Genomic DNA, 14062 nt, shown 5'->3' on the forward strand with positions numbered 1-14062 from the left:
AAAATGGAGAAGTTTAGTAATGCGATCGAAAAACATGTTGCACCAATGGCAAATAAAATTGCTCGCCAAAAGTATATCCAAGCACTGCAAAGCACGTTTCTGTCACTAATTCCTTTTATGACAATTGGAAGTTTTGCTTTGATTATTATCTCGCCGGCTGCTGATTATACGACAATGGATGTCGGCTTTTTAAGAACTTTTTTTCAAGGCTGGCAATCGCTGGCTGATTTTACAACCGTGCCGCTAGGTCTGATTTACAATATATCTATGGGTTGCATGTCTTTGTATGTGACTGCTGGGTTAGGACTCTTCTTGGCGAAGCACTATAAACTAAATAATTTCATTTCTGTTATACTAACGCTGATTTCATTTCTTATTATGAGTTGTGTAACCAAGGATGGAACGCTATCACTTCAATATTTTGATGGCAAAGGGCTATTTACTAGTATTTTGGTATCTATTATTACTGTGGAGTTATACCGATTTTTGACAAACAAGAAATTTGGACGTATTGAACTGAGTGGCGGAGGAGTGCCGCCAGCATTGACCGATTCATTAGCGGCACTAGCACCTTCAGCGGTTATCTTGCTACTAATGGGAATTTTGAGTTCTATTACATTAAATTTAACTGGCGATGCTTTTCCAGGATTGATGACTTTAATTATGACCCCGCTTGTAAGTATGATTGATAGTGTTTGGGGTGTGCTTATTCTAGCAGTAATTGTCATGCTTTTATGGTGGTTTGGGATTCACGATACCGTTATTACAGGTCCGTTAACGCCATTTTTAGTAACCAATTTTACTACCAATTCAGCAGCATACGCAGCAGGAACAGCAGCAATCTCCTTACCCTATATTTTAACAGAACCATTTTGGTGGACCTTTATGGCGATCGGAGGAAGTGGAGCAACATTAGGATTAGCCTTTTTAGCTTTGCGAAGTAAGTCGAAACAAATTCGAACAGTCGGTAAATTGTGTATTATTCCATCGTTGTTCAATATTAATGAACCGCTAATATTTGGGTTACCATTAATGTTTAACCCTGTTATGATGTTTCCGTTTGTCTTTACTATGGCATTTAATGGGGTAATCACTTATTTAGCAATGGATTTTCATCTTATTGGTAGGACATTTGCTGATCCTAGTTGGAATATGTTCGCACCTATTGGAGCAATCCTTTCTACAATGGATGTGAAGGCATTGTTCCTTGTAATTGGCTTAATAGTAGTCGATCTATTCATTTATCTTCCGTTTTTCAAAATTTATGAAAAACAAAAAATGGAAGAAGAGCGACTTGAAGAGGAGTTACAGGAAAATCAAAATGTAGCATTGGAGGAATAAGAAATGAATATTGTATTAGTATGCAATGCGGGTATGAGTACGGGGATCATGCAGTTAAAATTGCAAGAAGAAATCAAAAAGAGAAATATTGATGCAACTGTAAAAGCTGTCCCGATGGTTGAACTCGACGAAATTATCGAGGAAACAGATGCTATTCTATTAGCGCCACAAATCAGATTTGCCGAAAAGGATATTAAAAAATTAGTTCCAGAAAATGTACCAGTTGTAGTAATCTCAGCTCAGGATTTTGGTTTAATGAATGTAAAAAAGGTTTTGGATGAATTAATGAAAAAAATTTAACTTGCTGTTTTCAGGACTGATAGGATGATTCTATCAGTCCTTTTTATGTGTTTTAATTGAGGTTCTTATGCTCCAAATAGCCAAACACCAATGCTTCGATCACTACATAAAACATTGAATTGGATTGCAAGGAATCTTCTGGAACATCTTTGAAGCGACTAGCATAAAGCCGGTAGTCGACTCGTTGAGATAACAGGTTATCTGTGTGTCCGGTTAAGGAGATCGTCTTTGCTCGCTTGAGGGATAAAAGGTTCAATACATCGGATAGATTATGGTTATTACCGGTCAAGGAAACAATAAAAATGAGATCATTTTGTTTCAAGACATTGAAGAAATGCTTGAATTCATAGGACTCCTTATCGGCAGGGATGGACAGGACTGGTTTACCAATAAACAAGAAAAGCCGTTCCATCTCGATTGTCTGATTTTTTTGAGAAACACCAGTATAAATGACATATATTTTCTCACAATGGTCAATTAAATCATAAATTTCATCCCAGTCAGCCTTCTTGAGATAGTCCATGGTATCTGCCAAGGAACTAAGAATATTTGACTTGGAAGCAAAGGTCAGCTTCTGCGGGATGTTTTTATCGCCCCAAACAAAGAAGTTTTTCAGTTCAGTAAAGCCCTTAAAGCCTAATTTTTGTGAGAGTCTGACAATTGAAGCTTTAGATGAGGCTGTTTTTTCTGCCAGTTTGGTGATGGATAGTGATTTTAATTCATCTTTGTGATTTGCGATGTAGTGAGCGATCGTTTTTTCGGTGGGGCTTAAATAGTTATAGTGTTCATTGATTAATTCTTCGATATTCATAATGAACTCCTTTGCTGATTTGTCATTGGAACCAGTTTCAGAAGCTGGAACCATTTGGTTGCGGTTACATGTTACTCTTTTTTTAAGGATCGATTCTTAAAAAAATATAGGAGGGATAGTGATTATTTATTTAGAAAATGCTCAGTGCAGCGTATCAATCTCGTTACACGGTGCGGAGTTAAAGAGTTTCAAAAACCGACGATCGGGGTATGAATATCTATGGCAGGCTGATCCCACGATTTGGAATCGTAGTGCGCCGTTTTTATTTCCCAATGTAGGTCGTTTAAAGTCGAATACTTATTTCTATCAAAACAAAAAATATCAGATAGGTCAACATGGTTTTTTACGAGATGTTGAATTTGAGCTGAAACAAAAAACGAACAGTCAAGTTATTTTATGTTTCAAAAGCAATCAAGAAACCTTGGAAATCTATCCATTTCATTTTGAGGTAAATGTTCGCTATACCCTTGAGGAAAATAGTTTATCGGTTGGTTTTACTGTAAAGAACAGAGACAATCAGCAGATTTATTTTTCCTATGGGAATCACGCTGGATTTACGGCCCCAATCAATCCTGAGTTGAAATTTGAAGATTATTATTTGGAAGTTTCACCAAAAAAAAGCCGAAAACGAATTGTTTTGACGGATAACAAGGAAGCCGATTTGGCGAACGCTTTTACAGAAGAAAGATTTCCACTTCGATTGGATCATGATCTTTTTAAACAAGATGCCTTGATTTATCAAATTGAGGGGATGACCGAATTTACCTTAAAGTCAGATAGGGACTCAGCTAAATTAGTTGTTTCTTTTAAGGATTTTGATTATGTAGGCATTTGGTCGCCGTATCCAACACTTGGGAATTTTGTTTGTATTCAGCCATGGTGCGGAATCGCAGATCGTGTTGGGACGGATCAGCAATTTGAGAACAAGTTCGGTAGTTATCAGCTACAGGAAAAAGAAAGCTTTAGCAGAGAATTTATGATTTCAATCTATTAGGAGGCAGCGTGTAAATGGTAAAAATTGCAACAATCGGCGGGGGCAGCAGCTATACGCCAGAGCTTATGGAAGGCTTTATCAAGCGGTATGATGAACTTCCTGTCAAAGAAATTTGGTTTGTCGATATTGAAGAAGGAAAAGAAAAACTAGAGATCATCGGAGCGATGGCACAACGTATGTGGGATGCCTCACCCTATGATGTAAAAATTTTCACGACCCTGGATCGTTCCGAGGCGTTGAAGGAAGCGGATTTTGTTACGACACAATTCCGCGTTGGATTTTTAAACGCTCGGATCAAAGATGAACGAATTCCTTCTTATTACGGTATGCTGGGACAAGAAACAAATGGTGCCGGCGGAATCTTAAAAGCCTTTCGAACAATTCCGGTCATGCTGGATATTGTCGAAGATATGAAGCGCTATTGTCCGGATGCTTGGTTGATCAATTTTACGAATCCTAGCGGCATGGTGACCGAGGCAGTCGTTCGTTATGGAAGATGGGAAAAAGTCATTGGATTGTGCAATATTCCAGTTATCGCAACAATGGAGGAGCCTCCGTTGATCGGGAAGACGCAAAAGGACTTGGTATATCGTTTTGCTGGTCTGAATCATTTTCATTGGCATCGGGTGTTTGATAGTACTGGTAAGAATGTTACGAAACGAATGTTAAAGGAAATGACTTTACAGGATGCTGGACTTCCTAAAAACATTTTCAGTGTGCCATTTTTTGAAGAGCAATTAGAAAGTGTCGATATGATTCCATGCGGCTATCATCGTTATTATTATCGAGAAGAAGAGATGCTGGCCCATTCATTAGAGGAATATCGCACAATTGGTACACGTGGTGAACAGGTAAAAGAAACCGAAGCCCAGTTATTTGAACTATATAAGAATCCTGAGCTGAATCATAAACCAGAGCAATTAGCCAAACGAGGCGGAGCTTATTATTCGGATGCCGCATGTGCAACAATTGCGGCCATTCACTCAAATGCACAAACGCACATGGTAGTGTCCACGATCAATCATGGGGCAATCCCGGATTTACCAGCAGAATGTGTGGTCGAGGTTTCGGCCAATATTGGTTCAACTGGGGCGATTACTCAAGCTTTTGGAACCTTTAACTCAGCAGAAAAAGGCTGGCTGCAGCTAATGAAAAATATGGAATTAACGATTTGTGAAGCAGCGGTCACGGGAGATTACGGCTTGGCGCTGCAGGCATTCGCGATGAATCCATTGATTCCATCGGGTAAAACAGCGAAACGTGTTTTAGATGAATTACTGTTGGCCCATAAGAAATACTTGCCTCAGTTTAGTCAAACCATTGCAAAGCTAGAGGAACTGGGAATCGAAGTTAAGGATGAAAAGTCTCAGGAGTTAACGATCAACGAGAGATAGAAAGGATGGAAGCAATGAGTAAAAAAGGTGAAAGTGTTGTATTTGCCACGATTCAAAAAATTGGGCGTTCTTTTTTCCTACCCGTATCAATTCTACCAATTGCCGGATTGTTATTAGGAGTAGGGGCTTCATTGACCAATCAGGGAACGATTGAGGCCTATAAACTGGAAGGAATATTGGGGAATGGCACACCTTTACATGTGCTATTCTCAATTTTCTCACAAGTAGGAACAGTTATTTTTGGGAATTTACCAATTATCTTTGCTATCTCTGTCGCGATCGGCATGGCAAAGCAAGAAAAAGCGGTGGCAGCATTATCTGCGGCGATTTCCTTTTTCGTGATGCATACAACCATTAATGCACTGCTTCAGGCGGATGGCAGTATTTTACCAGATGGATCATTCGGTAAAGGTGTGTTAGACGGAGCATTAACAAGTGTGGTCGGCATCACATCGTTGGAAATGGGCGTGTTTGGCGGGATTGTCGTTGGATTAGGTGTTTCTGCCTTGCACAATCGTTTTTATAAGCAGCAATTACCAAGTGCATTATCGTTTTTTGCAGGCGTTAGATTTGTTCCAATTATTTCTGTGCTGGTGTACATTTTTGTTGGAATCGCTTTCTATTTTGTGTGGCCATTGATTCAATCAGTTATTTTTTCAGCTGGCGGTCTAGTGATGAAGTCGGGCTATTTCGGAACCTTTATTTTTGGATTTATGGAACGGGCTTTGATTCCCTTTGGTTTGCATCATGTTTTCTATATCCCTTTCTGGCAGACTGGATTGGGTGGGACAGCAATTATCGATGGCGTGACGGTTGCCGGAGCGCAAAATATTTATTTCGCGGAACTTGCCTCAGCAAGTACGACTCGTTTTAGTGTTGAAGCATGTCGTTTCATGACTGGTAAATATCCATTTATGATGGCAGGTTTGCCAGCGGCAGCTTATGCTATGTATAAAACAGCGAAACCAGAGAAACGTAAATTAGTGGGCGGTTTACTTTTTTCAGCCGCATTGACGTCCTTCTTAACAGGGATTACGGAGCCAATTGAGTTTACCTTCTTATTCATCGCACCGTTCCTATTCTTATTGCATTGCGGCCTTGCTGGCTTATCATTTGTTTTGATGCATGTGTTGAAAATTTGTATTGGAACGACGTTTTCTTGTGGGCTAATTGATTTTCTTTTATACGGCCCGCTGCAAGGTAATGCCAAAACCAATTGGGTGATGATCATTCCAGTATTTATCGCCTATGCGGTCTTGTATTTCTTTGTCTTCAAGTACCTTATCCAAAGGTTTAATATTCCCACTCCCGGACGAGATGAAGGAGAAGCGAAGCTTTACACCAAAGATGATTTTCAAAAGAAAAAAGCGGGTGATTCTTCTGATGACGAGCTGTCTGGTGTTATTTTGAAAGCCATTGGCGGAACCGGAAATCTGGTAGATATTGATGCCTGTGCCACAAGATTGAGACTAACTGTAGAAGATCCTGAAGCAGTAGATGATGAGCTATTGAAGCAGCACGGTGCTAAGGGAATTATCAAAAAAGGCAGCGGGGTCCAGATTATCTATGGGCCGCATGTGAGTATCATTAAGAGCAATTTTGAGGAATATTTAGAAGGCTTATCGAGCTAGAATTTTTGATAAATAGCCGTGTAATTTATGCGGCTATTTCTCTTAGAGGAGAAGATGAAGATGTTTTTATTTTCAAAGAGAAAAGAGAAGAAGCTTTGATCTGAGGTAACGCTGTTTGCCCCTGTCAATGGACGAATAATTGGGTTAGAACAAGTTCCTGATCCAGTATTTGCTAACAAAATGCTAGGTGAAGGCATAGCCGTTGAATTATCTGGAGAAGCGGTACGGGCTCCGTGTGATTGTAAAGTCATAATGATTGCTAATACGTTGCACGCTTTAGGGTTACTAGCTGATAATGGTGCAGAAATATTGATTCATATAGGTTTAGAAACCACACAATTAAACGGAAAAGGTTTTTCTGTATTAGTGTCACCAGAACAAGAAGTGAAAAAAGGAGAACCATTAATTTTATTGGAAAAGGATTTTATTGAGGAAAAGGGCTACAATTTGGTTACTCCTATGGTTATTACAAATAGCAGCGAGTTTTCTGTTGAGATAATCAAGCAAGGCTCCGCATCTGTAGAAAAAATACAGGGTCCAGTTCTCGTTGTTGGAAAATAATTTTGTTATTTTAAAATTATTCTGTTGACGACTTAAAAAAAGAATAGTAGTATTTTTCGTGAATTGAATAGTATTCTTCGGGGCAGGGTGTAATTCCCGACCGACGGTGACAAGGCGTACCTTGAAGTCCGTGACCCGCATTTTTTTGCGGTTGATCCAGTGTGAATCTGGAACCGACAGTTAAAGTCTGGATGGGAGAAGAAAAACTTATCAGAAGTATGATGGGGAAGGTCTATCCTTTTTTCATTATGGTTTCTTTGAGTTTATCTGTTACGGCCTCGTGTATGTGCTTACACGGGGTCTTTTTTTTGCAGTTTTTCTTCCTGCTTCAGCAGGTTAGAAAAATGCTATGCGTAACGAGAATAGAATTATTTTTCCCGTTTTTTGGAAAAATACATTCATTACAACGAGATAGCTGTTTGGAAAGGAGGAATTTGTATGCTTGAAACATTTATGCGGCTTGCGATTAAGGAAGCGTGGAAGGGTAAAGGAAAAACCTTTACGAATCCTTTAGTTGGCGCAGTGATTGTCAAAGACGATCAGGTTATCGCTAAAGGCGCGCACTTAGCTTATGGTAAGCCCCATGCTGAGAAAAATGCGCTGACATCATGTAAAACTCCCGAAAAACTATTAAATTCAACACTCTATGTCACGCTGGAACCGTGTCATCACTATGGCAAGCAGCCGCCATGTACCCAAGCAATTCTGGAAAGTGGGATCAAGCGGGTAGTCATCGGCCAACTTGATCCGAATCCTCTTGTGGCAGGAAAGGGAAAACGTTATTTAGAGGAGCAAGGGCTTGAGGTGATTACAGGGATCTTAGAGGAGGAGGTTCGAAGTCTGAATCGACATTACAATTTTTATCATGAGCAGCAACGGCCGTTTATCACATTGAAGCAGGCCATGACCTTAGATGGGAAAATTGCGTTAGCTGGTCAAAGAACACCCTTAACAGGAGAAGAAGCATTGAAACGAGTCCGCAAAGAACGGGGGGATTATCAAGGGATTTTGATTGGAAGTCAAACCGCTTTGATCGACAATCCAACCTTAGGAACGACCGACGAGGATAAATTTCCACCTTATCGAGTGGTCTTGGATCGAAAAGGGGAAGTGTTGGCCCATAAGGAACTGGCACTTTTTGAAGCTGGCAGCAGTCCGGTGCTCATTTTCACCGAAAGGGATGACGAGATTCATCTGCCTGAGCATATCGAAGTCATTCGAAAACAGGTTCTTTCCCTGTCTTTTGTTGTGACTGAATTAGCCAAAAGAAACATTCAATCCCTTTATGTTGAAGGCGGTGCTGCTATCCATGATGCCTTTTTAGCAAGCGGCTATTGGGATGAGCTGGTTACCTATCTTGCACCGAAAATTATCGGCGGGAATGGCACAGCTAGTTTTACTGGCACACGCTTAGTGGAGCAGGTGACCGCACTAAGCGACATATCAATCGAACAATTGGGATCAGACGTTCGAATCGCCGGAAGGAGAGTGTAGCAGATGTTTACAGGACTTATTCAGGAAAAGGGCAAACTGACGCGTATCATTCCTCGCGGAAGAACCATTCTGTTAACCTGCCGAGCGTCAAAAAAACTACTAGCAGATTATAAAATTGGCGATAGTATGGCGATCAATGGTGTGTGCTTGACCGCCGTCAAAAAATCAGAGCAGGAATTTACGGTTGAAATTATGCCAGAAACGTATCAGCGAACGTCGTTTTCAAAGGCAAAAGTATCTGACGAAGTAAATTTGGAACGAGCATTAGCATTCAACGGTCGAATTGAAGGTCATTTTGTCGCTGGACACATCGACACAACGACCCGCTTAGTCGAAAAACGAGTGTTAGAAAATGCCTTGATTTTAACGTTTGACTACCCAAGAGAATTGACTGGTGAAATTATTTCTCAAGGCTCGATAGCGATTAATGGTGTAAGCCTGACCATAACAGAAGCCACGAATCGCCTGTTTTCTGTGAGCCTGATTCCCCACTCAAAGGATCAAACCAATTTGGGAAGTTTACAGCGAGGAGAATTGGTCAATATTGAAACGGATTTGTTAGGAAAATATGTCAAAGCCCAAAGAAAGGACACATCGTATGAATAGAGAAAAAATCGAAGCCGCCATTGAACAGTTAAAAAAGGGGCAACTTGTGATCGTAGCAGATGATGATGATCGTGAAGCAGAAGGAGATTTAGTAGGAATTGCAAATCTAGCGACTACTGAAACGGTCAACTTCATGACAAAACATGCTCGAGGATTGATCTGTGCACCAATCTCCGAAAAAGTAGCTCAACGATTGCAGCTTTCTGAGATGGTCGAAAGAAATACAGACAGCTTCGGGACAGCCTTTACCGTAAGTGTCGATCATCAGTCAACGACAACTGGGATTTCGGCTGGTGAACGAGCACAAACAATCAAAGCACTAGCCGATCCCCAGGCACAAGAAACAGATTTTAACAAACCAGGGCATATTTTCCCTCTGATTGGAAAAGCTGGAGGCGTGCTTGTGCGAAGAGGACATACTGAAGCCGCGTTAGACTTGGCGAAAATGACGAATCAAAGTGAAGCGGCCTATATTTGTGAGATTTTAAATGGCGATGGCTCTATGGCCCGCCGTCCACAGCTGGAAAAATTAGCAGAAGAATGGCAGCTGCCAATGATCACAGTGGAAGAACTAACGCTTTATCTGACGGCACAAGGTAGGACGACGGTTCAGCTTCCAACTGAATACGGGTCCTTTGAATTAACATTGTTTGAGGATGGACAACAGCGAGAGCATTTGCTTCTTTCAAAGGGTGATATTTCAAACTCAGAACAGCCATTGTTGGTGCGGCTTCATTCGGAATGTCTAACCGGGGATGTCTTTGGCTCTCATCGCTGTGATTGTGGGGAGCAGCTCCATGAAGCGATGCGCATTGTTGAAGCAGAAGGAACCGGGGCGATCCTCTATTTGCGACAGGAAGGAAGAGGCATCGGCTTGAAGAATAAGTTGCGCGCCTACCAGCTTCAGGAACAAGGACTAGATACCTATGAAGCCAATATCGAGCTTGGTTTTAAACCCGACGAACGGGAGTATCAATTTGCTGCAGAAATACTAGCTTCTTATGGCATCAAGGATATTCGGTTGTTAACCAATAATCCGGAGAAGGTGAAAGAACTAGAAGAACGAGGCATCCACATTCACCAACGGGTTCCATTAGAAACAGCCCCTTTAAAGGAAAATAGTGCGTACTTAAAAACGAAAAAACAAAAATTTCATCATTTATTATCGATTTAAGAAAAGGAGAGAAAAAGAATGACACAATTTGAAGGAACATTTGACGGTCAAGGAATCAAGGTAGGAATCGTTGTTGCTCGCTTTAACGAATTTATTACCTCTAAACTATTAAGCGGAGCGATGGATAATTTGCTGCGGCATGGTGTAAAGGAAGAAGATATTGATGTCTATTGGGTACCAGGGGCCTTTGAGATTCCCTTTATCACAAAAAAATTAGTAGCAAGTGGAAAATACAGCGGTTTGATCACCTTAGGCGCAGTGATTCGCGGAGCTACCACCCACTATGAACTAGTTAGTAATGAAGTCGCGAAAGGGGTGGCTCATATTGGTCTGGAGTCAGAGATTCCCGTGATGTTTGGCGTATTGACCACAGAAACCATCGAGCAGGCCATCGAAAGAGCCGGAACCAAGGCAGGGAATAAAGGTGCAGAAGTAGCACAGGGCTTGATCGAGATGGCGACGTTGAATAAAAATATAGTTCGTTAGTTTTATTTAAAGATTTTTGATAGAACTATTAGGATAACCATCTACTAATTTTGAGTGAAGTTGTAATTATGTTACTCATTGATCAATGTGAAGAATGTTTCCCATATCCTTTTATAAGGAAAAGAATAATATACAAATCGTACTGCTTGGATAAAAAGTCAAATTGTGATATTGAATTGCTTAACGATACTATTCATACCGATTCTTTGACAATTTTATTGGGAAGCGAGTTCATACTCCCATTAAACAGATGCTATAATAAATGAGTAGGATAGCTTCATCAATTAGATTTATAGATTCATCGGAAAATCTATTCTTTGGATGTTGTGAATCGTTTCTTAATAAAGAGTAAAATGGACGGGTGAGAAGGATGTTAATACATGAAAAATTGTCTGATCAAACAGCAATGAGTAAAATTGATGCGACTATTGCCACCTATTTTTTAAACCAACCGGATAGTATAAAAAAATTGAGCGGTCGAAAGATGGCCGAGGAACTGTTTGTTGCACCTTCGACTATTACAAGGTTTTGTAAAAAACTTGGCTATAAGGGGTACAATGATTTCAAAGAAGCCTACCTATCTGAATATGAGTATTTGCAGTCGCATTTCAAAGAAATTGATCCTAATCATCCGTTTCATTCAAAGGACAGTACCTGGACAATAGCCAATAGAGTTTGTCAATTGTATACAGAAACAGTTGCGGATACATTAGCGATTCAAAATTATGAGTTCATGGAAAAAGCAGTTCGTTTAATTGATCGCAGTAATAAGATTTATATCTATTCGGCTGGAAACCATATCAACTTAGCGAATCATTTTAAAAATAAAATGTTAGAAATAGGTCGATCAGTCGAAGTGATTCAACGTTTTGACTTAGCGTTTTATAGTATTAATTATGCAGATTCAAACGATTGTTTTTTATTTATTTCTTACTCTGGAGAAACAAATGATGTGATTCGCGTGTTGAATGAACTAAAAGGTAAAAATATTCCAACCTTAGCATTAACTTCTTACGGAGACAATACACTTTCGGAGTCTGTAGATGTAGCACTGAAAATTTCAACAAGGGAAAAGTTGATTAATAATTCTGGAAATTTTAGTAGTGATTTATCTGTGATGTATTTGTTAGATATGCTATTTGCGAATGTTTTTTCAAAAAATCATCAAAATATTTGGAGAAAAAGGAATGCGATTGCAAAGAGCTACCAAAAATATCGATATTCTACCAATCCTTTGATCCAAGATTAGAGCTTGAAAGAAACAGTGTTGCGTAATTGTAAACGTTTTATACGTTTTTTACGCAACACTTTTTTTAATTTTATCGAAATCGTCTATTGAGAATGATGCCCCAATATAATGAAGACAATAAAAGAAGGAGGGAATGCTATGAAGTATGAAAAGGAAGCACAGGAAATTTTAGAATACGTTGGCGGGTCAGAGAATATTAAGACAGTCACCCATTGTGCAACACGGTTACGTTTCACGTTGAAAAACGATGAACTGGTTAAAGAGGAAGCATTAAAAAATCTTGCTGATGTGATCGGAACGGTCAATCAGGGCGGGCAATTTCAAATAATTATTGGGAATGATGTGAAATACGTTTACAAAGCTTTGCAACAATTTGTCAACATATCAGAGGAAAACGACACTGGGGTCAATGAAAACAAAACGGTATTGAACAAAGTATTGGATACGGTTGCCGGTATCTTTGTTCCAATTGTTCCAGCACTTGCAGGATCAGGTATGTTAAAAGCAGTTTTAGCAATCGTGGCATTATTAGGATGGATAAATACAGATGGACAAACATATCAAATTTTAAATTTTGTCAGTGATGCTATCTTTTATTTCTTACCAATGTTATTGGCGCACTCTGCTTCGGTTAAATTCGGTACAAATCCGTACCTGTCAATTACGATTGGCGGCATTTTATTACACCCGACATTTACAGCAATGATTACTAATGCTAGAGAGACTGGGGGTACAATTCAACTTTTTGGTTTACCAGTTACCCCAGTCAATTACGGATCATCGGTTATTCCTATCATTCTAACGATTTGGTTTATGTCTTTTATTGAACCATTTGTGGATAAAATTGTTCCGAAAGTTACTCGAATTTTCAGCACCCCACTAATCACTTTATTCATTGTCGCCCCAGTTGCTCTTATTGTAATTGGTCCTTTAGGAACCTTTTTAGGTGATGGTTTGGCAGGTGGAATTCGTTGGTTAGATAATTATGCAAGTTGGTTAATTCCAATGGTAGTTGGAACCTTCACTCCTCTATTAGTAATGACTGGTATGCATTATGCACTAATTTCAATCGGTATCAATTCTTTGGCTAAGTTTGGTTTTGATACGGTTGCTGGTCCAGGAATGCTTGTTTCAAATATTGCTCAAGGTGGCGCTGTATTAGCTGTTGCTCTACGTTCAAAAAATATGAAACTGCGATCACTCGGGATATCTACAGGAATTTCAGCTGTTTTAGGAATTACAGAGCCAGCTCTTTATGGCATAAATCTTACTTATCGGAAACCTTTGTATTCAGCGATGATTGGGGGAGGACTTGGAGGACTATTTCTTGGAATTATGGGTGTCGGTCGCTACCAGCAAGTACCACCAGGCATCTTGGCATTACCTAGTTTCATTGGAGAAGATGGGCTTTCAAATTTAACTTATACGATTATCGGGATTGTAATCGCCTTTGTTGGCGCATTTGTATCACAATTATTTTTAGGTATTGATGATAAAGAAGACACGATTATTGAAAATGAAGAAGCAACGATTGATCCACAGACAGCCCCTGAAGTAGGAGCTCGAGAGTCTATCAGTGTGACTTCACCAATGGCTGGTCAAGTACTGTCTTTATCTCAGGTGAATGATGACGTTTTTTCTCAGAAGTTGCTTGGTGAAGGACTAGCAATCGTTCCTAAAGATGGCTTGATCTATGCTCCTTTTGATGGCGTAATCTCAGTGTTTTTAGAAAGTAAACATGCAATTGGTATTGTAGGCAGTAATGGTGTTGAACTGCTAATTCATTGTGGATTAGATACCGTGAACTTGATCGGTGAGGGATTCGTTTCTCATGTGAATAAAGGAGATACTGTTAAAAAAGGGGATTTATTGTTAGAAATGGATATTGCATATATTCGTTCTAAACACTTGGAAACAACAACGCCTATTTTAGTAACGAATACGAAGGATTATTTAGAAGTATTACCGACAACAGAAGAAGAGGTTCAAGTTGGAGAAGTTGTACTAAGTATTGAATAGAG

13 protein-coding genes and 1 riboswitch are annotated in these 14062 nt (G+C 39.7%); of the genes, 12 read left to right on the forward strand and 1 reads right to left on the reverse strand.

All coding sequences use genetic code 11. The features are described 5' to 3' along the window. Window positions 1–3 precede the first annotated feature (3 nt). Together IGI44_RS21040 and IGI44_RS21045 are read left to right on the forward strand one after the other, a co-directional pair. Window positions 4–1341: a PTS sugar transporter subunit IIC gene (locus IGI44_RS21040; protein WP_438789869.1), complete on the forward strand. Its 1338-nt coding sequence runs from the start codon at window positions 4–6 to the stop codon at window positions 1339–1341. A gap of 3 nt (window positions 1342–1344) precedes the next feature. Beyond that, window positions 1345–1641 (forward strand): PTS sugar transporter subunit IIB, encoded by a 297-nt coding sequence (locus IGI44_RS21045; protein ID WP_438789870.1) that lies wholly within the window; start codon window positions 1345–1347, stop codon window positions 1639–1641. Window positions 1642–1693: 52 nt separating this feature from the next. Here the strand turns inward: IGI44_RS21045 and IGI44_RS21050 are convergent, their stop codons facing one another. Beyond that, on the reverse strand, window positions 1694–2452 hold the full coding sequence (locus tag IGI44_RS21050; protein WP_438789871.1) for a MurR/RpiR family transcriptional regulator: 759 nt from the start codon (window positions 2450–2452) through the stop codon (window positions 1694–1696). A 118-nt stretch (window positions 2453–2570) separates the two neighbouring features. Between IGI44_RS21050 and IGI44_RS21055 the strand changes: the two genes are divergently transcribed. From IGI44_RS21055 to IGI44_RS21100, 10 genes are all read left to right on the forward strand, one after another. Then, on the forward strand, window positions 2571–3446 hold the full coding sequence (locus IGI44_RS21055; RefSeq protein ID WP_438789872.1) for an aldose 1-epimerase family protein: 876 nt from the start codon (window positions 2571–2573) through the stop codon (window positions 3444–3446). A gap of 14 nt (window positions 3447–3460) precedes the next feature. Further along, on the forward strand, window positions 3461–4840 hold the full coding sequence (locus tag IGI44_RS21060; protein ID WP_438789873.1) for a 6-phospho-beta-glucosidase: 1380 nt from the start codon (window positions 3461–3463) through the stop codon (window positions 4838–4840). Window positions 4841–4854: 14 nt separating this feature from the next. Then, a complete protein-coding gene (locus tag IGI44_RS21065; RefSeq protein ID WP_438789874.1) occupies window positions 4855–6471 on the forward strand; it encodes a PTS transporter subunit EIIC in 1617 nt (538 codons plus the stop codon). 111 nt (window positions 6472–6582) lie between these two features. Beyond that, window positions 6583–7032, forward strand: a complete 450-nt coding sequence (locus IGI44_RS21070) for a PTS sugar transporter subunit IIA (protein WP_438790305.1) — start codon at window positions 6583–6585, stop codon at window positions 7030–7032. A gap of 69 nt (window positions 7033–7101) precedes the next feature. Then, window positions 7102–7239: riboswitch (FMN riboswitch) on the forward strand. Between the two features lie 231 nt (window positions 7240–7470). Further along, a complete protein-coding gene (gene ribD / locus IGI44_RS21075; RefSeq protein ID WP_438789875.1) occupies window positions 7471–8526 on the forward strand; it encodes a bifunctional diaminohydroxyphosphoribosylaminopyrimidine deaminase/5-amino-6-(5-phosphoribosylamino)uracil reductase RibD in 1056 nt (351 codons plus the stop codon). 3 nt (window positions 8527–8529) lie between these two features. Continuing rightward, window positions 8530–9132 carry a riboflavin synthase gene (locus tag IGI44_RS21080; RefSeq protein WP_181236033.1) on the forward strand — a complete coding sequence of 201 codons (603 nt, stop codon included), beginning with the start codon at window positions 8530–8532 and terminating at the stop codon, window positions 9130–9132. Further along, the gene (gene ribA, locus IGI44_RS21085) at window positions 9125–10306 is read left to right on the forward strand and encodes a GTP cyclohydrolase II (protein WP_438789876.1); all 1182 of its coding nucleotides are present in this window, start codon (window positions 9125–9127) and stop codon (window positions 10304–10306) included. The genes IGI44_RS21080 and ribA overlap by 8 nt, the downstream gene beginning before the upstream one ends. A gap of 18 nt (window positions 10307–10324) precedes the next feature. After that, on the forward strand, window positions 10325–10792 hold the full coding sequence (gene ribH, locus IGI44_RS21090; protein WP_438789877.1) for a 6,7-dimethyl-8-ribityllumazine synthase: 468 nt from the start codon (window positions 10325–10327) through the stop codon (window positions 10790–10792). Between the two features lie 370 nt (window positions 10793–11162). Next, on the forward strand, window positions 11163–12041 hold the full coding sequence (locus IGI44_RS21095) for a MurR/RpiR family transcriptional regulator (protein WP_438789878.1): 879 nt from the start codon (window positions 11163–11165) through the stop codon (window positions 12039–12041). A 138-nt stretch (window positions 12042–12179) separates the two neighbouring features. Then, window positions 12180–14060 carry a beta-glucoside-specific PTS transporter subunit IIABC gene (locus IGI44_RS21100; protein WP_438789879.1) on the forward strand — a complete coding sequence of 627 codons (1881 nt, stop codon included), beginning with the start codon at window positions 12180–12182 and terminating at the stop codon, window positions 14058–14060. The last annotated feature ends 2 nt before the right edge of the window (window positions 14061–14062 follow it).

The organism is Enterococcus sp. DIV0756 (genome assembly GCF_051710745.1).
In the GTDB taxonomy this organism is placed as follows: Bacteria; Bacillota; Bacilli; order Lactobacillales; family Enterococcaceae; genus Enterococcus_A.